We start from the raw sequence: 23139 nt of genomic DNA, 5'->3' as shown, positions 1-23139 counted from the left end.
AGCCACCGGTTTTCCTTCATACTCCCGTTCACCTCTTACTTGCACACCGATCGATGAAGCCAGTCCGTCTTCCCGCCGCCGCTACCCTGGCATTGCCGCGCTGGGCGCTGTTCGCCCTGGGCCTGTTGTACATCCTGCCTGGCCTGATCGGCCGCGACCCGTGGAAGAACGATGACGCCGCCAGCTTCGGCATCATGTGGACCATGGCCCACGGCAGCTGGCAGGACTGGCTGTGGCCCAACATCGCCGGCCTGTCGATGCCGGACGAGGGCCCGCTGGCGTTCTGGCTGGGCGCGTTCGGCATCAAGCTGTTCGGCTGGCTGATGGGCGATGTGCTGGCGGCCCGCGTTGGCACGGTCGGCATCTTCCTGCTGGGCGTGCTGTCGCTGTGGTACGCCACCTTCAACCTGGGCCGCCGCCAGGACGCGCAACCGCTGCGCCTGGCCTTCGGCGGCCAGCCCGAGCCGGACGACTTCGGCCGCACGCTGGCCGACGCCGCCGTGCTGATCTACCTCGGCTGCCTGGGCCTGCTGCTGCACAGCCACGAGACCACCTCGGAGGCGCTGCAGGTGTCGCTGGTGGCGCTGCTGCTGTACCGCACCGTGCGCTACGTGGAGGGCCCGTCGCTGCGCAACGCCGCCCTCAGCGGCCTGGCGGTCGGCCTGCTGACCCTGACGCGCGGCTGGGTCACGCCGGTGTGCCTGATGCTGGCCCTGTTCGCCTGCACCCGCTTCCTCGACCAGCCCGCCATCCGCGCGGCGCGCGACCTGGGCGCCACCATCGCCGTCGGCGGCGCGGTGGCCGCGCTGTGGCTGCTGCCGGCGCAACTGCTGCAACCCTACCACCAGCTGCCGCTGAACGCCTGGCTGGCCTGGAACCTGGACCAGCTCGGCATGCCGGGCATGGTCTCGCTCAAATTCTTCTTCCGCGTCGGCGTCTGGTTCTTCTGGCCGGCGTGGCCGTTCGCCGGCTGGGCCGTGTGGGCCTGGCGGCGCCAGCGTCGCGCGCTGCACATCGTGGTGCCGCTGGCCTTCGTCACCATGGGCGCGCTGCTGACGCTGTTCAGCGGCCAGCCCGAGCAGGGCCAGCTGCTGGTGCTGCTGCCGCCGCTGGCCATCATGGCCGCGTTCGGCCTGCTGACCATGAAGCGCGGCGCCATCAACGCCATCGACTGGTTCTCGGTGATGGCGCTGACGCTGTGCGCGGCCGTGATCTGGGTGTTCTGGATCGCCAAGCTGACCGGCTGGCCGGCCAAGGCCGCCAAGAACGCGCTCAAGCTGGTGCCCGGCTTCCATCCCGAGCTGGGCTGGATCGCGCTGCTGGTGGCGCTGGCCGCCACCGCCGGCTGGTTCGCGCTGGTCCACTGGCGCATCTCGCGCCAGCCGGCCGTGCTGTGGCGCGCCGTGGTGCTGTCGTCCGGCGGCCTGATCCTGATCTGGATTTTGCTGATGACCTTGTTCCTGCCGGACGTCAACTACAGCAAGAGCTACGCCAGCGTGGCGCGCCAGATCGCCGACAAGCTGCCGGCCGGCGCGCGCTGCATCGAGAGCAACGTCGGCCCGGCCCAGCGCGCCTCGTTCGCCTACTACGCCCAGCTGCCGTTCGCCGGCGTCGAGGGCGACCATTGCGACCTGTTGCTGCTCCAGGACAGCATCAAGCTGCGCGACGAGCGCGAGATTCCGGCGCGCTACCGCGACCAGCAATGGAAGCTGCTGTGGGAAGGCCGCCGTCCGGCCGACCGCGACGAGCGCTTCCGCCTGTACCGCCGGGGCGGCTGAGCCCCGAATGAAAAACGGCCCCGGTCGACGGGGCCGTGACGATGCCGCGCGGCCCCTGCCCGCGCGCGCTCAGCGCTTTGCCATGATGGTGGTGTTGGCCGGCAGTTTGGCCAGCATCGGCAGGCGCTCGTAGTTGCTGACGGTGAGCGTGTCGCCATTGTCGGTAAAGCTCATGTGCGCGCCGGTGCGCGTGATGAATTCCGCCGGTCCCACCGCATAGATTTCCACCCGCGGCTGCCCCTTGATCTCGGTGTAGAAGTGACCGACCTGGCGCGTGAAGCGCATCGTCTCGCCATTGCTGAGGCGGTACGCGGACTGGTAATCCTGGAACTCCTGCGGCTCCATGTGGTAGCGGCTGGCGCTGATCTTGACGCTTTCGCTGGCGGCATTGGTGGCGGTGGCGTCGGGCGCCGCACCGGCGGTGGCGGCGAAGGACAAAGCAGCGGCTACAGCCAGGCTCAACAGAGTGGTCTTCATGGTATTGCTCCAATATGTAAAAGGTTGGGGCGGCTGGCCCCGAAGTGTTTAACGGCGTGCGACGACGATGGTTTCGCCGTTGGCCTTGGCCAGCGGCAGGCGGGCGAAGTTGGCCACGCCCACGCTCTCGCCCACGTCGCTGAATTCGAAGCGGGTGCCGTTGGCGGTCACGAACTTGTCCGGGGCGACCGCGTAGATCTCCACGCGCTGGCCGTCGTCGAGCTGGGTGTAGTAGCGCGCCATGCGCTGGCTGAAGGTCAGGGTCTGACCATTGGTCAACTGATACGTGTTTTTGAAGTTGGCGAAGTCGCCCTGCTGCAGGTGAAGGCGGCTGAGGCCGCCTTTGATCTGCACGCTGGCCTCGTCCGCATGGGCGGCCGGCATGGCCGCAAAGGCCAAGGCGGCAACAACGCCGAAGAGAGTGGTTTTCATGGTGTGCTCCGTAAGATTTTCGGGACCTGCAAACTACCGGGAGCCACCGCTGTATTTTCAAATCAGCGGTAGACATGTACAGATTAGCAAAGGCCGCGCGCCAGATCCGGCGTATGCGACGGGCGGTCGATCGGCGTGCGCCAAGTGTAAAAAAACGCGACGAACGGAAGCCCCGGCGACGCTGTTGCACGGCGCGTCTTTCTTTTAGCTCAGCCGATACAAAGCGCCACAGTCCAGCTATATTGAGCGCAACACCCGGCAGCGCCCAAGCTCGCGCGCCGGCCATCGCGGCCCCGGCTGCTGCGCCCCAACCCCGCGCCCAAATCCGATCCCAGCCGCACAGTCTTAATCTGGATAGCACCATGTTCACCTTGTACAAATTGCAGGCCGCGCTGCGCAACAACTATGTGCGCGCCGGCCTGGCCCTGCTGGCCCTTGCCATCGCGGCCCTGCTCGGCTGGCGCGCCGACGTGCCGCAAGACCCGCAACCCGTGCTGCGCTCGCAGGACATCGCGCAGATCACCGCGCTGCCGGCCCAGCGCCAGCGGCTGGAATACCTGCTGGTGGCGGCGCCGCTGTCGGAGGCGCCGCGCTACGTGTTCAAGCTGCGCGGCGATCCGCTGCTGTACGTGGTCAAGGTGCCGGCCACCACGCACCTGAGCCTGGAGCGCGAGGTGCTGCTGAAGCACAACCTGCCGTACGCGATCGCGCGCGACGACTACCTGGCCTCGCACCGCGCGGTGCTGCAGGACGAGGACGACAGCACCATGGCGCGCGCCGGCGGCTGGCTGCGGCGCCACGCGGTCGACCTGCTGCTGGTGGGCCTGGTGCTGTTCGTGCTGCGCCACGGCCTGCCGGGCACCGGCGTGTCGGCCACCGTGCTCACGCCGGACCAGCTGGCCGGCAGCATGGACGACCTGATCGGCATGGACGACATCAAGCAGGAAGTGCTGCACCTGGAGGACATGATCCGCAACCGCGCGGTGTACCGCCAGCACGATATCGACAAGCCCTTCAACGTCATGCTGACCGGGCCGGCGGGCACCGGCAAGACCAAGCTGGCCGGCTACCTGGCCAAGCGCCTGAACGTGCCGCTGATCCAGGCCTCGGCCTCGGCGCTGGAGTCCGGCTACATCGGCGGCGGCGCCAAGGCGCTGCACGCGTTACACCGCAAGGCGTGCGCGCGCGGCAGCTGTATCATTTTCCTCGACGAGGCCCAGGGCCTGTTCATGCCGCGCGGACGCGGCGACAAGAAATGGGAGGACGACACCGCCAACGCGCTGCTGGGCCTGCTCGACGGCGTGCGCAGCGACCAGGGCGCGGGCGTGATCTGGGTGGTGGCCTCCAACTTCGACGACGCCAGCTCGGCGATGGACGAGGCCATGCTGCGCCGCTTCTCGGTCAAGATCAACTTCCGCCTGCCCAACAAGGCCGAGCGGCGCGAACTGCTGCGCGCCTTCCTGGCGCGCAAGGCCGAGGGCTGCGTGGCCTGGGAGCGGCTCGACCTCGACCAGGTGGCCGAGATCACCGCCAACCTCAGCCCGGCGCTGCTGCAGACCGTGGTCGACCGCGCCAGCATGATCGCCATCCAGGAACAGGCGGCCATCGACACCGGGCTGATGTTCCGCGCCTTCGAGCGCGCCACCATCGGCCTGACCGACCGCGCCACCAGCGCCGAGAAGACGCGCCAGCGCGAGCGCGTGGCGCTGCACGAGCTGGGCCACTTCTTCATGCAGATCGACCCGTGGCTGCGCCAGGGCCTGACGCTGGCGCAGATCAAGGAGCGCTCGCCGCTGCTCAAGATCAGCACGGAGTCGGTGTCCAAGCTGGGCGCGCTGGGCTATGTGCTGTCGGCCTCGGACGATGTCGCGCTGCGCACGCTGGAGGAGCTGGAGCGCGACGTGATCCAGCTGTACGGCGGGGTCGCGGCCGAGGAGCTGTTCTACGGCGCGCGCGGGATCTCGGTGGGCAGCCAGAACGATATCCAGAAAGCCACGTCGATGCTGGACATGATGGTCAACCAGCTGTCGATGTACTCGCGCTCCAAGCTGGACTACAGGCAGTTCAAGAACCAGGAGCGCGACCTCGACCAGGTGCAGGCCAAGGCGGACGAGCTCTACTCGTACACGCTGGGCGCGATCGCCGACTACCGGGTGGCGATTGACGAGCTCAAGGAGGTGCTGATGGAGCAGTACGTGCTGTCGAAGGACGCCATCTTCTCGCTGCTGGAGCAACGGCAGCTGAGCGCCGCGCCGGCCATGGCACTTGCAAAAATATAAAATTTGCACCCCGTCGCTTGCGGCATGCGGTCAAATCAGTGATAATGCGGGTCGCGTTGCCGGGATGGCGTAGTGGTTGAGCTCCCTGGCAAGTCGTTGAAGTTCAGGACGACACACCGGCCTCGGTGGTGAAATTGGTAGACGCAGGGGACTCAAAATCCCCCGCCGCAAGGCGTGCCGGTTCGATTCCGGCCCGAGGCACCAGAACTCAGCATTAAGAAATCTCATAAGAGCTCAAAACCCGCTTTCTTCATAGGAGAAGCGGGTTTTTTGTTGTCTAAATTTTTCTCGGGGAGTAGCATCAAATCTCGGACAAATGATGGACTTTTGGACCAGGTCCATCATTTTGCTAGGCCAGGTCCATCACCGGAGTCAGCCATGGCACTCACCGATTTGTTCGTGCGCCGAGTCAAATTCCAGGGTTCGCCCACCGGCGAACGGTATGGCGATGGCCGCGCCCTCTATCTGCTGGTCAAGGCCGCCAACAAATACTGGCGGATGAACTACCGATTTGCCGGCAAGCAAAAGACTCTGGCGATCGGTATTTACCCCGAAGTTCCCCTGGCGATCGCCCGCGAGGGCTGCACCGAGGCACACAAGCTTCTTCGCCAAGGCATCGATCCGAATCCAAGCAAGTCGGAGCTCCCCCCGCGCCTCAGGACGACGACAAGAACACCTTTTCCGCGCCAAATAGATCGCGGAATGCTGAGCTGGCTCAATGCTGCGATTGGGAAAGGCTGATTTTTTTCATTGCCAGCGAAGAATCAGTCAGGTCAATCTTGGTCGTCCGACGCCTTGCGGTTGGGGAGCGAGAACAAGGCACGCTCATCCGGCCGGACGAGAATCTGATCGGCTAATTCCTAGCGTTGAAATGGCAACGCGACTAATTCCGTGCTCAGTGCTGTGCTATTGCGCAACATTCGTAGTAATTGCCAAAAATTAATGATAGTCTACAGTCAACCATCCGGAGCGGACTGGGGCTTAAACTCATTTTCTCTATGACTGAAGAACGATACTAATTCATATATGAGCGCAAACTACACCTATAGAGATTCAAATCTTTGGCAGAAATACTTATCGCCCCAAGGAGCTGATGATAAACATAAATATGCTAGAGCGAGGCTCAGTTCTTCTTTTGAAAAAACACACACAGCTATTGTTCCCCTGGTAGCGCATATATCTCAGGAGCTCCCGAGTCTCACCATGCACGATGTTACTCACGTGGACGCTTTGTGGGCTGTTGCTGATGTACTTCTTGGTGCGGATTTTCAAATAAATCCTATCGAAGTATACGTCCTTGGTATTACATTCTTGCTGCACGATTCCGCAACCTCCTCTTTTGCATTTCCTAATGGCCTCCACGGATTATTCGAGACAGTTCAGTGGAAAGATTTTGTTGCGCAAAATAATTTTTCTGAGCACCAAATGCAACGGGGAGAGGAGGGATATCAACTTGCATTATTTGAAACTCTTCGTCTGTTGCATTCGGAACAAGCGGCCGAGCTTTTAGTGCAGTCATGGCCCGGCCTTGACGGACATCCACGATATCTTTTGGAGGACTTAGAGCTCAGAAATCATTATGGTCGAGAAATCGGCAGAATATCTGCTAGCCATGGCATCGATGCCGCAGCTGTTGAAAGCACATGGGGCTATGTTCCACCAATCCCTCCGCATAGTTCTCTTCAAGTTGAAGGGGCAAATTGGAGTGTTGATTGTTTGAAACTGGCCTTGCTTTTAAGATGCATTGATGCTGCCCACATCGATAGTCTGAGAGCTCCTGATATGCAGGCGGCGCTTACCAACCCTTCCGGAGAGTCAAAAAACCATTGGGTTTTCCAGAATAAGTTAAGTGTCGTGGCCCTTAATAACAAAAGAGAGCTCTATTGGAGTGGATCGACATTTAGTGTAAATCAATCGGCAGCATGGTGGCGTTGCTTCGAGACTGCAAAGATGGTAGACAAAGAAGTGCGTGTCGCAAATAGAATGCTATCGAATCACGGACGCCCGGTTTTGTCTGCGACAGGCGTGATGGGAGCCGGAGATATATCAGAATTCATTAAGAATGTTCCAGTTGAAGGTTGGCAACCGATCGATTTTGGTTTTCAAGTAAGTCAAGTAGGAAGTGTAATAGAAAAATTTGGTGGCGCCAAATTATACGGAGATAAGAAATATCTCGCCCTTAAGGAATTAATTCAAAACTCATCGGATGCAATACGTGCGCGAAGATTGCACGCAGCAAAAAAAACTCACGGTCGTATTGATATTAGCCTAAGTGAGACTGATGGCGATGTTTGGTTGAACGTCCAAGATGATGGAATTGGCATGAGCGAGTACGTTCTGACGGATATATTGTTAGATTTTGGGCGCTCACTATGGAAAGACCCTGCTTTTAGGCAGCAATGGAGCGGGCTCGCAAGTAAGGGGTTTACTCCCAACGGCCAATTCGGGATAGGATTTTTTTCCGTATTTATGTTAGGTGATGAAATAAAAGTGACGAGTTGGCGTTATGGCACCGATATTGAAAAACAAGTAGTCCTACATCTAAGAAATAGGGTTTTGGAGCGCCCCATCCTTTTAACCCCTGTAGCCAAGGATCGATTAACGGAACCTGGAACAAGGATCTCCATTAGACTGGCTGAGGGTAAAAAATCTCTCCTTCGGACGTTCACGTCGTACGGATTAGTAAATAAAAAGTTTGCTTCGATAGAAAAAACCGAGTCGATAGAAGAGTTAGTCGCCTATCTAGCACCAACGCTAGATATCGATATCTTTGTGTCATCGACGGAAGAAGATATATGTGTCATAAGGGCAAACGATTGGAAGGAATTGCCCCCCGGTGCGCTGTTAAAACGATTATATCCGCAGTCAAGTGCCGCAATCATTGAGAAGTACAGTAGTAGTGTTAGAAATATTTATGAAACTGGCGGAGATATAATAGGTAGAGCAAGTATTTCTATTGAAAGCCGCAGCATTTCAAGTGAGCTAGATGGAGTTCTTGTTCATCAGGGGATTGTTGCAGGCCAGTGCAAGGGGATCTTGGGAGTGCTTTTATCTGATAACAATTCCGATCTAGCACGGGGTAATGCCAATCCGGTAGTTTCTGCATCTGCGCTAACATTGTGGGCCCACGAACAACTGGAAAGTTCAGGAAAAAATAAAGTCCCCCGTCTCTCTGAACGTGTTGCAAGTTTAGGGGTGTCAGATAGTAGTTTAATTGTTGGAAAACTCTCTGGAAGTAGCATGTCGATTTCGGATTTAATTGAACATTTCAAAGATGACAGCATCGAGGAGCTTGTGTTTTCAATGGATCAGCCAGAATGTCCATCAGACATGTCAGTCGACACCTTCGAGGAATTTGGATATTTTGATGAAATTGTTGATTTGTCGGATTGCAATTCAACGAATCGTTTTGATTTCGGCCTAAAAGACTGGATTGGAAAAATTCTTCCTGAATCAGACGACCACCCGAAAACTTTATTAAATGTTTTAAAGGTGAAATTCTCATCCAGCTTCCCCAATTCCGAAATATTTTACGAATATAGAAATATCGGCTCAGCAGACGATATTACAATTAAAGAAAATTGCCTAGTTATAAAAAAATAACCGACAAGCCTTTTCGTGAATAATTTCTCAACTGATCGATAATGGTAAGGCATTATATGTTTAGTTCCATGCGATCATATTCCCCGTCGCAGCTGGCCTTTGTTTCGCGCTAAGGCTATGCTGGACGAGTTGATCGCGGACTTGGCGCCACGATCGCCGAACCAACACAAGACCGCACCGGAACCGTCCAGAACATGAGCACGCGCATTCATCCACAAGCCCGTACTACCCCGAAAATCCGCCAAGAGATCAAGGACTCCGGGCTGTCCGACCGCGAGGCGTCGAAAGTCTTCAACATCACGCGCGCCACGGCCGCCCAAATGGCTCAAGCGCGACGACGTCCAAGACCGCTCCATCGGGCTCACACCTTGCATACGACCTTGAACGCCGGCCAGGAAGCCATCGTATTCTCGCTGCGTCAAACGCTGTATCTGCCACTGGACGACCTGCTTTATATCACCCGGCAATACATCAATGCCGACGTGTCACGTTCGGGCCTCGCCCACCTGCTCATACGCGAAGGCATGGCGCGCCTGGAGGACGTCATCCCCACAACAGAGGGTGAAACCATCCAAACCAAGAAGACCTTCAAGGACTACGAGCCAGGTTTTGTTCACATCGACATCAAGTACCTGCCGCAGATGCCCGACGAGACTTTCCGCCGCTATCTGTTCGTGGCCATCGACCGCGCTACGCGCTGGGTCTTCCTGCATATTTACCATGACATGAGCGACACTAGCAGCATCGATTTCCTGCGTCGTCTCAAAGAGGCTTCGCCCATTAAAATCAGCAAGATCCTGACCGACAACGGCTTGCAGTTCACGGACCGTTTCACGAACAAGGATAAGAAGCCTAGCGGCCGACATGTATTCGACAAAGTCTGCGCCGGCATGGGCATCGAACACCGCCTGGCCCCGCCACGTCATCCACAGACCAATGGCATGGTCGAGCGCTTCAATGGCCGTATCAGCGAGCTCCTTCAGCAAACCCGTTTCGACAGCCAGGCTGACTTGGAGAAGACGCTGCACAACTACCTCAAACTGTACAACCACCACATACCACAGCGTGCTATCGGTTCAAGAACACCGATCCAGGCGCTCAAAGAATGGCAACGACAGAAACCCGATCTATTTGTAAAACGCGTTTATGAACAGACGGGACTGGACAGCTATCAAGCCCAGTACTTCACGTGCCGCTTCCAGCGCGGATAGTGAGCATGCCGTTTTCCACTTTGGTTTTATACCGCGCAAACGCTTTCGCTAGCGCCGGGTTAGGCGATGGCGGGGAGTCGAGTAAATTCATTAACATGGCAGCGTCTTCACGGGTGTAGCGGATCGTATGCTCTCGTTCGATCATCCTATCCGCTTCTTTTAATGCGGCTTGAACCAAGAACTGATTCAACGTAATTCCCATTAAATCTGCTGCCTTTTGGAGTTTCTCTGCCATTGAGGTAGAAACTCTGGCCGTAATACGGTCTCCTTCTTCTGTCGCATTCATGTTTTAGGCCTTCCGGTTCTGGCTAGCGGGTCAGGGAATCAGCTTGAACACCAGCCCTATGACAAGGGCTGACTGGAGGATGCCGACCGACATCACCACACCCATCAGCCAGCGTGTGCTCTCCTTCGCGTTGCGGTCGATCTGCGCGCTCAGTTCAGCAGCCACCCTGTCGATCTTGGCATCCAGACGGTCAATCTTGGCATCCAAGTGATCGATCTTGCTGTCCTGCTTTTCAACCGTCGTCGTCTCGGCGGCTACGTGGGGCATTATTTCGGTCATGGTGATTGCAGGGTTGGAGCGATGCGGCGGCGATGCCACCGCATCGCTCGCGAAACAACAGCCATTGTGCCATCTCCTTGTAGTTTCCCGCTAAAGCGGCATAAACCGTATATAACATTAATACAACGTCCATATTTCCGTTGCACGCATGCTATCGTAATTTCCTGCAATCTCATCTTTACAAGGTTGCACGGCCCGGTGCGGCGGCGCCCGCCGGTATTCTTTCGATAGATTGATGGAGGTGTAGAAAATGGCTGTATCGTTTAAACCTGCTGTGATGTCCACCCTGCTGCTGGCCATGGCCTTGAGCGCCGGCGCCGCGTCGGCAGACGCGCTCAACGAGAACTTCGACGGCGGCGTGCCGACCGGCTGGACCGTGGTCAACAACAGCGCCCCGCAAGGCTCGATCGGCTGGTTCCAGGGCAGCGCAGCCGCGTTCAGCGCGCACCAGGGCGCGCCAGGCTCCTATATCGGCGCCGACTACAACAGCGGGGCCGACGTGGCCGCCATCAGCAGCTGGCTGATCCTGCCCACCTCGACCTATCACAACGGCGATACCCTGTCCTTCTTCACCCGCACCGCCGACAAATCCATCTTCCCTGATCGCCTGGAAGTACGCTTCAGCAATGGCGGCGGCGCCGACGTCGGCCACTCGGCCGACAGCGTCGGCTCGTTCAGCACGCTGCTGCTGTCGGTCAATCCCAACCAGGACAAGGCCGGCTATCCGGAAGCCTGGACCAAATACAGCGTGACCCTCAACGGCTTGTCCGGCGCCACCAGCGGCGCGTTCGCCTTCCGCTACGCGGTCGACGATGGCGGCCCGTCCGGCACCCGCTCCAACTACATCGGCATCGACACCCTGTCGATCTCCGCCGTGCCGGAGCCGGAAACCTACCTGATGCTGGGCGCCGGCCTGGGCCTGATCGGCCTGGCGCGCAAGCGCAAGGCCAAGGCGGCTTAAGCGGCAAGCGCCGCGCATGCCGGCGGGCTGGGCCGCAGCGGCCTCCGCCCCGCCGGCCCGTTCCGCTAGAATGGCGGCATGCCTCCCGCCAAACTCCCCAAATTCCCCGGCCCGCTGACCGCGCGCGGCGCCGTGCTCGCCGTGCTGCTGTCCGACGCCGACCAGACCGGCGCGCCGCCGCTGCAAGGGCGCACCTCGCTGGCCGCCATCGTCAAGACGCTCAAGCGCAAATACAACTGGCCGGTGGAGATCAGCAGCTTCCCGTCCAACACCGGCGACGGCCGCGCCAGCTGGGCCACCGTCTACAGCCTGCCGCCGGCCGTCATCGCCAAGGCGCTGGCCAGCGGCGGCCACGAATGGCTGGAACGGCGCCACGCGGCCCGTAGCGCGCCGTAACATCTGCTTACTCTGGAAACACTTTCTGCGTCACCGCCTTTGTCCTCCGGCTCGTTATATGAGCAAGCGCCACCGTGGCGCAATACAGGAGAATAAAATGACGACCACCCCAACCACCCGTAGCCGTATCCACCCTCTGATGGCCGTAGCGGCCGTATCGCTGACGCTGGTAAGCCTGGTCGGCGCCGCGTCGATCGCCGGCCTGCTGCCCAGCTCGCACGCCACGCAGGACACCACGCCAGTGGTCGCCAACGCCGCGCCCCAGGCCGGCCAGCAGGCGGCCAACCAGCCGATGCCGGAAAGCCGTCCCGTCGTGGCCGAGCACCGCACCGTGCACCATGTGACCCCGCAAGTGCGCCATGTGAACAATGACGACTATGTCGCCCAGGCGCCTGCCGCTCAGCCTCAGCCTCAGCCGCAGGCCCCCGCCCCGGCACCGGCGGCGCAGAACAGCCCGCTCGGCATGGGCATCGGCGCGGTGGTTGGCGGCTTGATCGGCAACCAGGTCGGCGGCGGCAAGGGCAAGACGGCGGCCACCATCGCCGGCGCGGTCGGCGGCGCCTATGTCGGCAACGAGATCGCCAAGAAGAACTAAGCCCATCACGGCAAACCACGGCCCGGCCCCGCACAGGGGACCGGGCCGCGTCGTTTGCGCCGGATCAAGGCCGGAGGTTAGTTTCCCGGTGGAAAATATGACATAATGCTTGCTGCACTACCGCCACGCATTCCGAACGTCATGACCACTCCTACCGACCACCAAGAAGACCTGCAGCAATTCTGGAACCAGCGCGTCAAGGCCAGCCGGTGGCTGATCGTAAAGACGCTGACGCTGGGCCTGCTCGCGGCCGTGTGCGGCGTGCTGGGCCAGGGCTGGCTGGAGGACGCCAGTCCGCTGTTCCCCATCATCAGCCAGAACTACGGCCTGTGGCAGGCCGGCTATCTGCTGGCGCTGGTGGTGGTGTTCCTGATCTGGTCGGCCGCCATGCTGCAAAAGTTCAGCCTGCTGCGCAACAGCAAGCAGGGCCGCGACATGCAGCGCCGCATCGACGAGCACAACGAGCGCATCGCCCAGAAAAAACTGGAGGCGAAGGAGCGCCGCGAGCAGGAACGCCTGGAGCGCGAGACCGCACCCTCCTTCTTCAAGACCTCCGCCCGCAGCGGCAAGTTCGACTACTGAACTATTCGTAGCGCAGGCAGTCGACCGGCAGCAGCTTGGACGCCCGCCGCGCCGGGTAGAAGCCGAAGAACACCCCCACCAGGCTGGAGAAGCCGCACGCCACCACCACCGCCTGCAGCGTGATGAACACGTCGAACTTGCCGGTGGAGGTGATGGCCGCCGCCGCGCCGGTCGCCAGCAGGATGCCGAACACGCCGCCCACCAGGCAGATCACCACCGCCTCGGTCAGGAACTGCAGCAGCACGTCGCGCGGCTTGGCGCCGATCGCCATGCGGATGCCGATCTCGCGCGTGCGCTCGGTCACCGACACCAGCATGATGTTCATGATGCCGATGCCGCCCACCACCAGCGAAATCGCGCCGATCAAGCCCAGCAGCGCGGCCAGGCCGGCGCTGATCTTCTGCGCGGTCTCGGCGAACGAGGCCAGGTTGTCGATGCGGAAATCGTCCGGCTGTTCGAACTTGATGTGGTGGCGGTCGCGCAGCGTTTCGTTGATGTCCTGGATGGCGTCCTGCAGGTTGCCGCCGGACTTGCCCTGCGCCACCACGTAATGCACGTTGCCGGGGAACGGCAGCCGCACCAGGTTGGCCGCCGACGCCGTGATCGGCACCAGCACGTAGTCGGCCAGGTCGCCGCCGTCGACCTGCTTGCCCTCGCCGTACAGCACGCCCACCACCTGGAACGAGACGTTCTCGATGCGGATGTACTTGCCCAGCGGGTCGACCTTGTAGAAGAACTGGTCGGCGATCTTCTTGCCGATCACCACCATGCGCGAGGCGGCGCGCACGTCGGCGTCGCTGAAGGCGCTGCCCTTGTCGATCTTCCAGCCGCGGATCTTGAACATGGCCGGCGTCACGCCGTGCACCGTCTTCGAGGCGTTCTCGTTGCCGACCGCCAGGTTGAAGCCGCCCTGCAGCACACCGGCCGCGCCGGCCAGCGACGGCAGCGCGTTCAGCGCGGCGGCGTCGGCCATGGTCAGGGCCGGGGCCGCGCCGGTGCGCATGCGCTGCTGCTGCGCGCGGTCGCCGCCGGGCGAGACGAACAGCATGTTGGTGCCCAGCTGCTCCAGCTCCTTGGCGATGAAGCGCTTCATGCTGTCGCCCACCGCCAGCAGCAGCACCACCGAGGTGATGCCGATGATGATGCCCAGCATGGTCAACAGCGTGCGCAGGCGGTTCGCCATCATCGAGCGGAACGCCTCGACCACTATCTGTAAAGGATTCATATCGTTTATACGGTTATGGTTTCGTGGCTCTGCGCCAGCAGGCGCAGGCCCTCGGCGGCCGGTCCGTCGTACAGCACATGGCCGTCCTTGAGCCGCATCAGCCGCTTGCTGTAGGCCGCGATGTCCGGCTCGTGCGTGACCAGCAGGATGGTGATGCCGCGCTCCTCGTTGAGCTGCTGGAAGGAGCGCATGATCTCGATGCTGGTCTGCGTGTCGAGGTTGCCGGTCGGCTCGTCGGCCAGGATCAGCGGCGGGTCGCCCACCAGCGCGCGGGCGATCGCCACCCGCTGCTGCTGGCCGCCGGACAGCTGGTTCGGCGTGCGCTTGGCGTAGTCCTTCAGGCCGACCCGCTCCAGCTCCACCAGCGCCTTGGCGTGCGCCTTCGAGCGCGACACGCCGGCGTAGATCAGCGGCAGCGCCACGTTCTCGGCCACGCTCATGCGCTTGATCAGGTTAAAGCTCTGGAACACGAAACCGATGGTGCGGTTGCGGATGGTCGCCAGCTCGGCGCGCGACAAGGTCAGCGTGTCGACGCCGTTGAGGTGGTAGCTGCCGCCGGTGGCCTGGTCCAGGCAGCCGAAGATATTCATCAGGGTCGACTTGCCCGAGCCGGACTGCCCCATCACCGCCAGGAAGTCGCCGCGCGGCACGGCCAGGTCGATGCCGAACAGCACCTGGGTTTCGACGTTGCCGGAGAAGTAGCTCTTGGTGACCTGGCGGATATCGATCAGCGGTTGCGGCGCCGTCACAGCTCACCCTGCTTCTCGTTGATGGCGCGCGTGATCACCTTGTCGCCTTTTTTCAGCTCGCCGCCCACCACCTCGGTGTAGCGGAAGTTGGACAGGCCGATCTTGATGTCCCTGGCCACCGGGTTGTTCTTGTCGTCCATGGTGTAGATCTTGAACGAGCGCGCCAGCTCGCTCTTGCTGCGGAAGGCGGCGTCGTCCTCCTGCGGCGCCTCGGCCACGGCGCTGGCGGACGCGCTGGCCGAGGCACCGGCGCTGCCGGCCTTGGCGGCCAGCGCCTTGTCCCTCTTGGCCTGCTTCTCGACTTCCTCGTCGCTCAGGCGGAAGCGCAGCGCGGCGGTCGGGATGCGCAGCACCTGCTGGCGGTTGCCCACCAACAGGCGCACCTGCGCCGTCATGCCCGGCTTGAGCAGCTCTTCCTTGTTGTCCACGTCCAGCACCACGTTGTAGGTGACCACGTTCTGCACCACGTTGGCCGCCAGCCGGAACTGGCGCATGCGCGCGTCGAATTCCTTGTCGGGATAGGCGTCCACCACGAAGCGGGCCGCCTGCCCCTCCTTCAGCGCGCCGACGTCGGCCTCGGAGACGCTGGTGTCGATCTGCATCTTGGTCAGGTCGCGGGCGATCTGGAACAGCGTCGGCGTGGTGAACGAGGCCGCCACGGTCTGGCCCAGGTCCACGGTGCGCTTGATGACCACGCCGTCGATCGGCGAGCGGATCACGCTGTTGTCCAGGTCGGCCTGGGCGCGCGCCAGCTGCGCCTGCGCCAGCTGGATGTTGGCCTGCGCCACGTCGACCTCGCGCTTGGACTGGTCCAGCGCCAGCGGCGAGATGAAGCTCTGCGTCACCAGCGTCTGGTTGCGCTGGTGGGTGGCCTGCGCCAGCCGCAGGCTGGCCCGCGCCGACGCCAGCTGCGCCTCCACCTGGCGGATCTGGGCGTTGAAGATGGTCGGGTCGAGCTTGAGCAGCACCTGGCCCTTCTGTACGCGGTCGTTGAAGTCCGCCTTCAGCTCGCTCACCGTGCCCGACACCTGCGAGCCGATGTTGATCAGCGCCACCGGGTTGATGGTGCCGGTGGCGGTCACCGTCTGCGTGATGTTGCCGGTGTCGGCGGCGGCCACGCGGAAGCGCGGCGGCTCGACCACCGGGGCCTTGCTCTTCGAATACCAGGCGGCGCTGGCGCCGCCGATCACCAGCAGGCCCACGGCCAGCGCTATCTTCTTCTTGGTCAGGAAAGCCATCGTCTCTACACATCCCATAGGTGAGATCCGTCGGTATGCGGATCAGCCCGCCAAGTATATGGAGTTTTGCAAGGAATGCAACTAGGCAAGGTTTGATCCCTCTCCCCAAAGGCCGGGGTCACGCCAACCAGATCGGGGTATGTGCAAAGTTGCAGTCCCATCCTGCACGTATGGGCGTTTCCAAGCCGGCCGGACCTGCCTACCATGAAGCGCATCACCACTCAAAAAGGAAGCACATCATGTCCAGCAAAACCCTCGATACCTCCCGCCGTTCCGCCATGACCGGCGCCGCGCTCGCCGCCGCCGCGGTCGCCCTGCCGCTGGCCGCCGCCAGCGGCGACAGCCAGGCCGCCACCGGCAAGGTGCAGAAATCGGTCAGCACCATCACCACCCGCGACGGCGTCGAGATCTACTACAAGGACTGGGGTCCGCGCGGCGGCCAGCCGGTGATCCTGAGCCATGGCTGGCCGCTGAACGCCGACAGCTGGGAATCGGCCGCCTTCCACCTGGCCAACAACGGCTTCCGCGTGATCACCCACGACCGCCGCGGCCACGGCCGCTCGAGCCAGCCGTGGGACGGCAACGACATGGACCACTACGCCGACGACCTGTCCCAGCTGATCGAAGCGCTGGACCTGAAGAACATCATCCTGGCCGGCTTCTCGACCGGCGGCGGCGAGGTGGCGCGGTATGTGGGCCGCCACGGCACCAAGCGCATCGCCAAGCTGGGCCTGATCTCGGCCGTGCCGCCGCTGATGCTCAAGACCGACACCAATCCCGGCGGCCTGCCGATGGAAGTGTTCGACGGCATCCGCGCCGCCTCGGTCGCCAACCGCGCGCAGCTGTACCTGGACCTGGCCTCCGGCCCGTTCTACAACTACAACCGTCCGGGCGCCAAGCCGTCGCAGGGCATCATCGACGCCTGGTACGCGCAGGGCATGCAGGCCGGCCACAAGAACACCTACGATTCGATCAAGGCGTTCTCGGAAACCGACTTCCGCGACGACCTGAAAAAGTTCGACAAGCCGACCCTGATCATCCACGGCGAGGACGACCAGATCGTGCCGATCAACGCCGCCGGCCGCGCCTCGGCCGCCATCGTCAAGCACGCCAAGCTGATCACCTACCCCGGCGCGCCGCACGGCCTGACCGACACCCACAAGGACAAGTTCAACGCCGATTTCCTGGCCTTCGCCAAGTCCTGATCCAGCGGCGCGGCATTATGTGATAAGGTTTCCGCTGAGCACAGTTCGCAGCGGCGGAAACCTTATGAATATCGACACACTCCTGCGGCTGTTCGCACCGCCCACCGACCCCACCCTGATCCAGTACGGCAGCTACACCCCGTCGCTGGTGCTGCTGTCCATCCTGGTGGCGATCTTTTCCTCCTGGATGGCGCTGCAGGTGGCGGCCCAGGCCCAGTCCAGCCGCACGCCCGGCCTGCGCGCCATCATGCTGGCCACCGGCAGCCTGGCGCTGGGCTGCGGCGTATGGGCCATGCACTTCATCGGCATGCTGGCCTTCAACCTGTGCACCACGGTCGACTACGACCACGTCGTCACCCTGCTGTCCATCCTGCCCAGCCTGGGCGCGTCGGCCATCGCGCTGTCCATCATCAGCCGGCGCCGGCTCGGCCTCGGCTCGCTGCTGACCGGCGGCGTGCTGGTGGGCGCCGGCATCGGCGCCATGCACTACGCCGGCATGGCCGCGCTGCGCATGGGCTTCGACCTGTACTACGATCCTTTGATGTTCGGCCTGTCCATCGTGGTGGCCGTGGTGCTGGCCACGCTGGCGATCTGGATCCGCTTCGGCCTGCGCAGCCTGCGCCGGCCGCTGCCGCCCGGCCTGGTGGGCCTGGCCAGCGCCACCGTCATGGGCTGCGCCATCGCCGGCATGCACTACACCGGCATGGCGGCCGCGCGCTTCGCGGGACGGCCCGATCCCGGCGCCGCGGCCGAGCAGAACAGCACCTTCGTGGCGCTGGCCATCACCCTGATCACGGTCGCCATCACCATCTTCATCATGTCGGCCAACGGCCTGCTGCGCTACCGCGAGCTGTTCCGCCAGAAGAGCGAGAGCGAGGCCTGGATGCGCGCCCTGCTCACCACCACCGTGGACGGCGTGGTCACGGTCGACCGCCAGGGCGTGATCCTCGAATTCAACGCCTCGGCCGAGCGCATCTTCGGTTGGCGCCGCGACGAGATCGTCGGCCGCAACATCCGCCTGCTGATGGACGACACCCAGCGCTCCGAGCGGGACGGCCTGCTGGCCTACCTGCGCACCGAGAACGCCGCCATCCCCGGCAAGGGCAGCGAGGTGATCGCCGTGCGCAAGGACGGCTCCACGGTGCCGATCCGGCGCGCGCTGGGCCACGCGCGGCTGGCCGAGCGCGACCTGTTCGTGCTGTTCGTCACCGACATCAGCGAACGGCGCGCCATCATGCAGGCGCTGCGCGACAGCGAGCAGCAGTTCCGTTCGCTGATCGGCAACATCCCCGGCATCTCCTTCCGCAGCAGCATGCGCTTCGACGCGCCGCCGGTGTTCGTCAGCGACGGCATCGAGCGCCTGGCCGGCTATCCGGCCAGCGACTTCGTCGGCGAGGGCCGCAGCCGCACGCTGAGCAGCCTGATCGTGCCGGAGGACCGCGCCGGCGTCGAGGCCGAGATCAACCGCGCGGTCGCCGAGCTGAGCGCCTACCAGGTCGAATACCGGCTGCGCCACGCCGACGGCCGCAGCAGCTGGATGTGGGAGCACGGCGCCGTCACCCAGGACGAGAGCGATCCCGAACTGCGCTGGATCGACGGCGTCATCCTCGACATCGACGAGCGGCGCCAGATGGAGCAGGAGCTGCGCAAGGCCAAGGAGACGGCCGAGCAGGCGGCCGCCGCGCGCGCCAGCTTCGTGGCCAACATGAGCCACGAGATCCGCACGCCGATGAACGCCATCCTCGGCTTCACCGACGTGCTGCTGGACACCGAGCTCGACGAGAGCCAGCGGCGCCACCTGGACACGGTGCGCAAGGAGGGCCGCTCGCTGCTGCGCCTGCTCAACGAAATCCTCGACACGGCCAAGCTGGACAAGGGCGCGGTGGAGCTGGAGCCGGACGACTACAGCCTGTTGGGCCTGATCGACGAGCTGGCCTCGACCTTCGGCAGCAACGCCCGCAGCAAGGGGCTGGCCATCGACATCGTGTACGACCCGTCGCTGCCGGCCTGGCTGCACGGCGACGAGCTGCGCATGCGCCAGATCCTCGGCAACCTGCTCGACAACGCCATCAAGTTCACCGCCGCCGGCAGCGTCAGCCTGCGCGCCAGCGCGGAGCACGGCCAGCTGGCCATCACCGTGCGCGACACCGGCATCGGCATCGCGCCCGAGCGGCTGGAGGCGATCTTCGACCCATTCACGCAGGCCGACGCCTCGATGACGCGGCGCTTCGGCGGCACCGGCCTGGGCACCACCATCAGCCGCCAGCTGGTGGCGCTGATGGGCGGCAAGCTGTGGGCCGAGAGCACGCCGGGCCAGGGCAGCACCTTCCACCTGTGCCTGCCGCTCGAGCCGGCCCGCAACGACAGCAGCCAGGCCGCCGAGCGCACCGCCTATCCGCTGCCGCCGCTGCGGGTGCTGGCGGCCGACGACGTGCCGCAGAACCTGGAGCTGTTGACGCTGCTGCTGACCAAGCGCGGCCACACGCTGGAGCGGGCCGGCGACGGCGCCGCCGCGCTGCGCCTGTCGGCCGAGCGGCACTACGACCTGATCCTGATGGACATGCAGATGCCGGTGATGGACGGGCTGGAGGCCACGCGCGCGATCCGCGCCCGCGAGCAGGCGGCCGGGGCGCCGGCCATGCCGATCGTCGCGATGACGGCCAGCGTGCTGGCGGCGCACCGCGAGGCGGCGGCCACGGCCGGCATGAACGGCTTCGCCGCCAAGCCGGTGGACTGGCACGCGCTGTCGCACGAGATCGCCCGCGTGCTGGGGCAGCCGCCGCTGGAGCACGCGCCGGCCGAGGCCGAGGCGCCGGCGCGGGCGCGCGTGCTGAACCAGAAGACCGGGCTGCTGCGCTGGTCCGGCGACGAGGCCGCGTACCACCAGGCGCTGCACCGCTTCGCCACCGACTACGGCAGCGCCGCCACCGCGCTGGCGCGGCTGTTCGCCAGCGACAGCGCGCCCCGCCTGGCCGACGCGCAAGCCTGCTGCCACAAGGTGCGCGGCGTGGCCGCCAACCTGGGTCTGGAGCAGCTGGCGGCCCCGCTGGCGCAGGCCGAGCAACTGTGCGGCTCGCCGCAGCGCGAAGGCCGGCGCGACCGCGCTGCCGGCCGAGCTGGCGCCCAAATTACGCTGGCGCTGACGGCCCAGCTGGACGCGGCGCTCAGCGCCATCCACGCCATCGAACCGCCGCGCGCCACGCGCAGGTCGGCCGGAGGCACTGGCGGTGTGGCCGGCGCGGGCGGTGCAGGCGGCGCGGGCGGTGCGGCCGGCGCGGCCGATATGGCGAATGCCGCCAATGCGGGCGGGACGGCCGGGGCGGGAACTGGCGCTGCTGCGCCGGCGGCCTGCGACCCGGCGCGCGCGCAGGCGGCGGCGCAGGCGCTGCTGCCGCCGCTGCGGCGCGGCGAGCTGGACGACGCCGCGCTGGACGCGCTGTCGGCCGCGCTGAGCGGCGCCGGCGTGTCGGCCGCGCTGGCGCGGCAGCTGGACGAGCTGCACACCGCACTGAACGATTTCGATTTCCCGCAGGCGCATGCTACGCTGCGGGCATTGGCTGAACGCCTGGCCTCGGAGAACCCATGATCGCCCCACCCGCCCCCCACCAGCCGCTGATCCTCGCCGTCGACGACGAGGCCGGCAACCTGCAGCTGCTGCGCCACATCCTGCAGGACCAGTACCGCCTGCTGTTCGCCAAGGACGGCCCGCGCGCGCTGGAACTGGCGCGCCAGGAGCAGCCGCAGCTGATCCTGCTCGACGTCATGATGCCCGGCATGACCGGCTACGAGGTGTGCCGCCAGCTCAAGGCCGACGAGGCCACCGCCGCCATCCCGGTGATCTTCGTCACCGCGCTCAGCGACGCCAGCGACGAGGTGGTCGGCTTCGAGGCCGGCGCGGTCGACTACATCACCAAGCCGGTCAGCCCGCCCATCGTGCGTGCGCGCGTGCGTACCCACCTGTCGCTGGTGCGGGTGGACGAGCTGGCGCGCTCGCGGCTGGAGATCGTCCAGCGCCTGGGCCTGGCGGCCGAGTACAAGGACAACGAGACCGGCCTGCACGTGATCCGCATGAGCCACTACTCGCGCATCCTCGCGCGCGCGGCCGGCATGAGCGAGGCCGAGGCCGACGACCTGCTGCACGCGGCGCCGATGCACGACGTCGGCAAGATCGGCATCCCCGACAGCATCCTGCGCAAGCCCGGCCCGCTGGATCCGGACGAGTGGAGGGTGATGCAGACCCACGCCACCATCGGCGGCGACATCATCGGCAGCCACGCGCGCGGCATGCTGGCGATGGCGCACCAGGTGGCGATGACGCACCACGAGAAATGGGACGGCAGCGGCTATCCGCACGGCCTGGCCGGCGAGCAGATTCCGCTGGTCGGGCGCATCGTCGCCATCGCCGACGTGTTCGACGCGCTGACCTCGGCCCGGCCCTACAAGCCGGAGTGGCCGCTGGAGAAGGCGGTCGAGCACCTGCGGCAGCAGCGCGGCAAGCACTTCGACGGCCAGCTGGTCGACCTGTTCCTGGAACAGATGCCGGCGCTGCTGGAGATCAAGCAGCGCTGGGCGGAGCAGGCCGCCGCCTGAGGCGGGAACAGCTCAGGCCAGCCGCGACGCCCGTCCGGCCAGCTGCGCCATCACCCGCACCACCTGGTCGATCTGCGCGCCGGTGTGGCCGGCGTTCATCACGAAGCGCAGCCGCGCCTGGCCCACCGGCGCCGCCGGGAACTGGACCGCCTCGACCTGGATGCCTTCCTTGCGCAGCGCGATCGCGTAGCGCTGGCAGGTCTCGGCCTCGCCGACCAGCACCGGCAGGATCGGCGTCTGGGTCGACAGCAGGGTGTAACCCAACGGCGCCATCCGCTCGATGAAGTAGCGCTGGTTGTCCCACAGGCGCTGGCGCCGCTGCGGCTCCTGCGCCAGCACATCGAGCGCCGCCAGCAGCGCGGCCGCCTGGCTGGGCGGCGGCGGACGGCTGTAGCCATACGCGGCGCTGGTGAGCCGGATCACCTCCGCCATCTCGCGCTCGACCGCGACGAAGCCGCCGCCCGCGCCCAGCGCCTTGCCCAGCGTCCCCATCTGCATCAGGCAGGGGCTGTGGCAGCCGAAGTGCTCGGCCGTGCCGCCGCCGTGCGCGCCCAGCACGCCGGTGGCGTGGGCGTCGTCCAGGTACAGTAGCGCGCCGTGGCGCTCGGCCAGTTCCACCAGCGCCGGCAGCGGCGCGATCGTCCCCTCCATGCCGAACACGCCGTCGCTGACGATGACCGGCGTCGCCCCCTCCTCCGCCCCCGCCGTCAGCAGCGAGGCCAGGTGGTCCATGTCGCCGTGGCGGTAGTTGTAGCGCAGCGCGCCCGACAGCTGGATGCCCTCGCGGATGCTGACGTGGTTGCACTCGTCCGAATAGTAGGCGTACTTGTGGCGCTTGCGGGCGCGGTAGCCGTGCAGGCGCGCCAGCGTGGCGGCCTTGACGATCGACGACAGCACGCCCAGGTTGGCCATGTAGCCGGAGGCGAACAGCACCGCGTCGCCCTTGCGCTGCAGCGCCGCCAGGCGCTCCTCCAGCTCGCGGTAGATCGCCAGGTCGCCGCCGTGCAGGCGCGATTCGCAGTTGCCCGCGCCGTGCCGCTGCAGGCCGTCCCTGGCCGCCGCCGTCACGCGCGGATGGTTGGCCAGCCCCAGGTAGTTGTTGCTGCTGAACGACACCACCGGCTCGCCGCCGGCGACGAACACCGGGTCCGGCAGGGTGCCGGGCAGCTGGCGGTCGGGATGGACCGGGTGCTGCTTGAGCCAGTCGGCGATGTCGTGCAAGTCGTGCATGGTGGAGAGGGCTTCCGTGAGTA

Annotated in this window: 20 protein-coding genes and 1 tRNA gene; 13 read left to right on the top strand and 8 right to left on the bottom strand. The window is 64.1% G+C overall.

The features are described 5' to 3' along the window. The first annotated feature begins 53 nt into the window (after nt 1-53). Nucleotides 54-1778 carry a glycosyltransferase family 39 protein gene (locus tag HUX88_RS01150; RefSeq protein WP_176360535.1) on the top strand — a complete coding sequence of 575 codons (1725 nt, stop codon included), beginning with the start codon at nt 54-56 and terminating at the stop codon, nt 1776-1778. Nucleotides 1779-1847: 69 nt separating this feature from the next. Here the strand turns inward: HUX88_RS01150 and HUX88_RS32900 are convergent, their stop codons facing one another. Next, nucleotides 1848-2255, bottom strand: a complete 408-nt coding sequence (locus HUX88_RS32900) for a hypothetical protein (protein WP_147330458.1) — start codon at nt 2253-2255, stop codon at nt 1848-1850. Nucleotides 2256-2303: 48 nt separating this feature from the next. Then, entirely contained in the window at nt 2304-2687 is a 384-nt protein-coding gene (locus HUX88_RS01140; RefSeq protein ID WP_176360534.1) for a gel scht, read from the bottom strand. A 362-nt stretch (nt 2688-3049) separates the two neighbouring features. Here HUX88_RS01140 and HUX88_RS01135 point away from each other — a divergent pair, with 362 nt between their 5' ends. The 5 genes from HUX88_RS01135 (at nt 3050) to HUX88_RS01115 (ending at nt 9780) form a co-directional block, all read left to right on the top strand. Beyond that, complete coding sequence (locus HUX88_RS01135; protein ID WP_176360533.1) at nt 3050-4966, top strand: AAA family ATPase; 1917 nt, start codon at nt 3050-3052, stop codon at nt 4964-4966. A 119-nt stretch (nt 4967-5085) separates the two neighbouring features. Continuing rightward, nucleotides 5086-5170, top strand: a tRNA-Leu gene (locus tag HUX88_RS01130). Nucleotides 5171-5344: 174 nt separating this feature from the next. Beyond that, nucleotides 5345-5707, top strand: coding sequence for an Arm DNA-binding domain-containing protein (locus HUX88_RS01125; RefSeq protein WP_176360532.1), 363 nt, complete (start codon nt 5345-5347; stop codon nt 5705-5707). Between the two features lie 285 nt (nt 5708-5992). Beyond that, nucleotides 5993-8569 (top strand): ATP-binding protein, encoded by a 2577-nt coding sequence (locus HUX88_RS01120; protein ID WP_176360531.1) that lies wholly within the window; start codon nt 5993-5995, stop codon nt 8567-8569. A gap of 194 nt (nt 8570-8763) precedes the next feature. Beyond that, nucleotides 8764-9780, top strand: coding sequence for an integrase core domain-containing protein (locus tag HUX88_RS01115; RefSeq protein WP_176360530.1), 1017 nt, complete (start codon nt 8764-8766; stop codon nt 9778-9780). On the opposite strand, the gene HUX88_RS01110 is transcribed toward HUX88_RS01115, so the two are convergent. Further along, a complete protein-coding gene (locus HUX88_RS01110) occupies nt 9755-10066 on the bottom strand; it encodes a DUF1778 domain-containing protein (protein WP_176360529.1) in 312 nt (103 codons plus the stop codon). The two genes, HUX88_RS01115 and HUX88_RS01110, sit on opposite strands and share 26 nt — an antisense overlap. 30 nt (nt 10067-10096) lie before the next feature. Next, nucleotides 10097-10345 (bottom strand): hypothetical protein, encoded by a 249-nt coding sequence (locus tag HUX88_RS01105; protein ID WP_176360528.1) that lies wholly within the window; start codon nt 10343-10345, stop codon nt 10097-10099. A gap of 250 nt (nt 10346-10595) precedes the next feature. On the opposite strand from HUX88_RS01105, the gene HUX88_RS01100 reads away from it, so the two are divergent. From HUX88_RS01100 to HUX88_RS01085, 4 genes are all read left to right on the top strand, one after another. Next, nucleotides 10596-11306 carry a choice-of-anchor J family PEP-CTERM protein gene (locus HUX88_RS01100; protein ID WP_176360527.1) on the top strand — a complete coding sequence of 237 codons (711 nt, stop codon included), beginning with the start codon at nt 10596-10598 and terminating at the stop codon, nt 11304-11306. A gap of 78 nt (nt 11307-11384) precedes the next feature. Beyond that, complete coding sequence (locus HUX88_RS01095) at nt 11385-11702, top strand: hypothetical protein (RefSeq protein ID WP_117013943.1); 318 nt, start codon at nt 11385-11387, stop codon at nt 11700-11702. Nucleotides 11703-11799: 97 nt separating this feature from the next. After that, nucleotides 11800-12297, top strand: a complete 498-nt coding sequence (locus tag HUX88_RS01090) for a glycine zipper 2TM domain-containing protein (RefSeq protein ID WP_176360526.1) — start codon at nt 11800-11802, stop codon at nt 12295-12297. Between the two features lie 141 nt (nt 12298-12438). Further along, nucleotides 12439-12879: a hypothetical protein gene (locus HUX88_RS01085; protein ID WP_117013945.1), complete on the top strand. Its 441-nt coding sequence runs from the start codon at nt 12439-12441 to the stop codon at nt 12877-12879. A gap of 1 nt (nt 12880) precedes the next feature. Here the strand turns inward: HUX88_RS01085 and HUX88_RS01080 are convergent, their stop codons facing one another. The 3 genes from HUX88_RS01080 to HUX88_RS01070 are packed head-to-tail and all read right to left on the bottom strand — an operon-like array spanning nt 12881 to nt 16091. Further along, nucleotides 12881-14104 carry an ABC transporter permease gene (locus HUX88_RS01080; RefSeq protein WP_229213288.1) on the bottom strand — a complete coding sequence of 408 codons (1224 nt, stop codon included), beginning with the start codon at nt 14102-14104 and terminating at the stop codon, nt 12881-12883. 5 nt (nt 14105-14109) lie between these two features. Then, entirely contained in the window at nt 14110-14853 is a 744-nt protein-coding gene (locus HUX88_RS01075; RefSeq protein WP_117013946.1) for an ABC transporter ATP-binding protein, read from the bottom strand. Then, a complete protein-coding gene (locus HUX88_RS01070; RefSeq protein ID WP_176360525.1) occupies nt 14850-16091 on the bottom strand; it encodes an efflux RND transporter periplasmic adaptor subunit in 1242 nt (413 codons plus the stop codon). Before HUX88_RS01070 ends, HUX88_RS01075 begins: the two co-directional genes overlap by 4 nt. A gap of 239 nt (nt 16092-16330) precedes the next feature. Between HUX88_RS01070 and HUX88_RS01065 the strand changes: the two genes are divergently transcribed. The 3 genes from HUX88_RS01065 to HUX88_RS01055 all read left to right on the top strand — a co-directional run bounded on the left by HUX88_RS01065 (nt 16331) and on the right by HUX88_RS01055 (nt 21886). Next, nucleotides 16331-17296, top strand: coding sequence for an alpha/beta fold hydrolase (locus HUX88_RS01065; RefSeq protein WP_176360524.1), 966 nt, complete (start codon nt 16331-16333; stop codon nt 17294-17296). A 64-nt stretch (nt 17297-17360) separates the two neighbouring features. Then, on the top strand, nt 17361-20882 hold the full coding sequence (locus HUX88_RS01060; RefSeq protein WP_176360523.1) for an MHYT domain-containing protein: 3522 nt from the start codon (nt 17361-17363) through the stop codon (nt 20880-20882). Then, entirely contained in the window at nt 20879-21886 is a 1008-nt protein-coding gene (locus HUX88_RS01055; protein WP_176360522.1) for a two-component system response regulator, read from the top strand. The genes HUX88_RS01060 and HUX88_RS01055 overlap by 4 nt, the downstream gene beginning before the upstream one ends. 12 nt (nt 21887-21898) lie before the next feature. Here the strand turns inward: HUX88_RS01055 and HUX88_RS01050 are convergent, their stop codons facing one another. Continuing rightward, the gene (locus HUX88_RS01050) at nt 21899-23116 is read right to left on the bottom strand and encodes a pyridoxal phosphate-dependent aminotransferase family protein (RefSeq protein ID WP_117013951.1); all 1218 of its coding nucleotides are present in this window, start codon (nt 23114-23116) and stop codon (nt 21899-21901) included. Nucleotides 23117-23139 lie beyond the last annotated feature (23 nt).

The organism is Duganella sp. BJB1802, assembly GCF_013369445.1.
Lineage (GTDB): Bacteria > Pseudomonadota > Gammaproteobacteria > Burkholderiales > Burkholderiaceae_D > Rugamonas > Rugamonas vulcania_A.
This window is presented reverse-complemented; position numbering and strand designations above follow the sequence as displayed.

Bases quoted from the DNA above. Each gene is read 5' to 3' on its own strand.
- HUX88_RS01050 (WP_117013951.1), bottom strand. From the start codon at position 23,116: ATGCACGACTTGCACGACATCGCCGACTGGCTCAAGCAGCACCCGGTC.
- HUX88_RS01095 (WP_117013943.1), top strand. From the start codon at position 11,385: ATGCCTCCCGCCAAACTCCCCAAATTCCCCGGCCCGCTGACCGCGCGC.
- HUX88_RS01120 (WP_176360531.1), top strand. From the start codon at position 5,993: ATGAGCGCAAACTACACCTATAGAGATTCAAATCTTTGGCAGAAATAC.
- HUX88_RS01140 (WP_176360534.1), bottom strand. From the start codon at position 2,687: ATGAAAACCACTCTCTTCGGCGTTGTTGCCGCCTTGGCCTTTGCGGCC.
- HUX88_RS01115 (WP_176360530.1), top strand. From the start codon at position 8,764: ATGAGCACGCGCATTCATCCACAAGCCCGTACTACCCCGAAAATCCGC.
- HUX88_RS32900 (WP_147330458.1), bottom strand. From the start codon at position 2,255: ATGAAGACCACTCTGTTGAGCCTGGCTGTAGCCGCTGCTTTGTCCTTC.
- HUX88_RS01085 (WP_117013945.1), top strand. From the start codon at position 12,439: ATGACCACTCCTACCGACCACCAAGAAGACCTGCAGCAATTCTGGAAC.
- HUX88_RS01100 (WP_176360527.1), top strand. From the start codon at position 10,596: ATGGCTGTATCGTTTAAACCTGCTGTGATGTCCACCCTGCTGCTGGCC.
- HUX88_RS01080 (WP_229213288.1), bottom strand. From the start codon at position 14,104: ATGAATCCTTTACAGATAGTGGTCGAGGCGTTCCGCTCGATGATGGCG.
- HUX88_RS01090 (WP_176360526.1), top strand. From the start codon at position 11,800: ATGACGACCACCCCAACCACCCGTAGCCGTATCCACCCTCTGATGGCC.
- HUX88_RS01055 (WP_176360522.1), top strand. From the start codon at position 20,879: ATGATCGCCCCACCCGCCCCCCACCAGCCGCTGATCCTCGCCGTCGAC.
- HUX88_RS01135 (WP_176360533.1), top strand. From the start codon at position 3,050: ATGTTCACCTTGTACAAATTGCAGGCCGCGCTGCGCAACAACTATGTG.
- HUX88_RS01150 (WP_176360535.1), top strand. From the start codon at position 54: ATGAAGCCAGTCCGTCTTCCCGCCGCCGCTACCCTGGCATTGCCGCGC.
- HUX88_RS01125 (WP_176360532.1), top strand. From the start codon at position 5,345: ATGGCACTCACCGATTTGTTCGTGCGCCGAGTCAAATTCCAGGGTTCG.
- HUX88_RS01110 (WP_176360529.1), bottom strand. From the start codon at position 10,066: ATGAATGCGACAGAAGAAGGAGACCGTATTACGGCCAGAGTTTCTACC.
- HUX88_RS01060 (WP_176360523.1), top strand. From the start codon at position 17,361: ATGAATATCGACACACTCCTGCGGCTGTTCGCACCGCCCACCGACCCC.
- HUX88_RS01065 (WP_176360524.1), top strand. From the start codon at position 16,331: ATGTCCAGCAAAACCCTCGATACCTCCCGCCGTTCCGCCATGACCGGC.
- HUX88_RS01105 (WP_176360528.1), bottom strand. From the start codon at position 10,345: ATGACCGAAATAATGCCCCACGTAGCCGCCGAGACGACGACGGTTGAA.
- HUX88_RS01070 (WP_176360525.1), bottom strand. From the start codon at position 16,091: ATGGCTTTCCTGACCAAGAAGAAGATAGCGCTGGCCGTGGGCCTGCTG.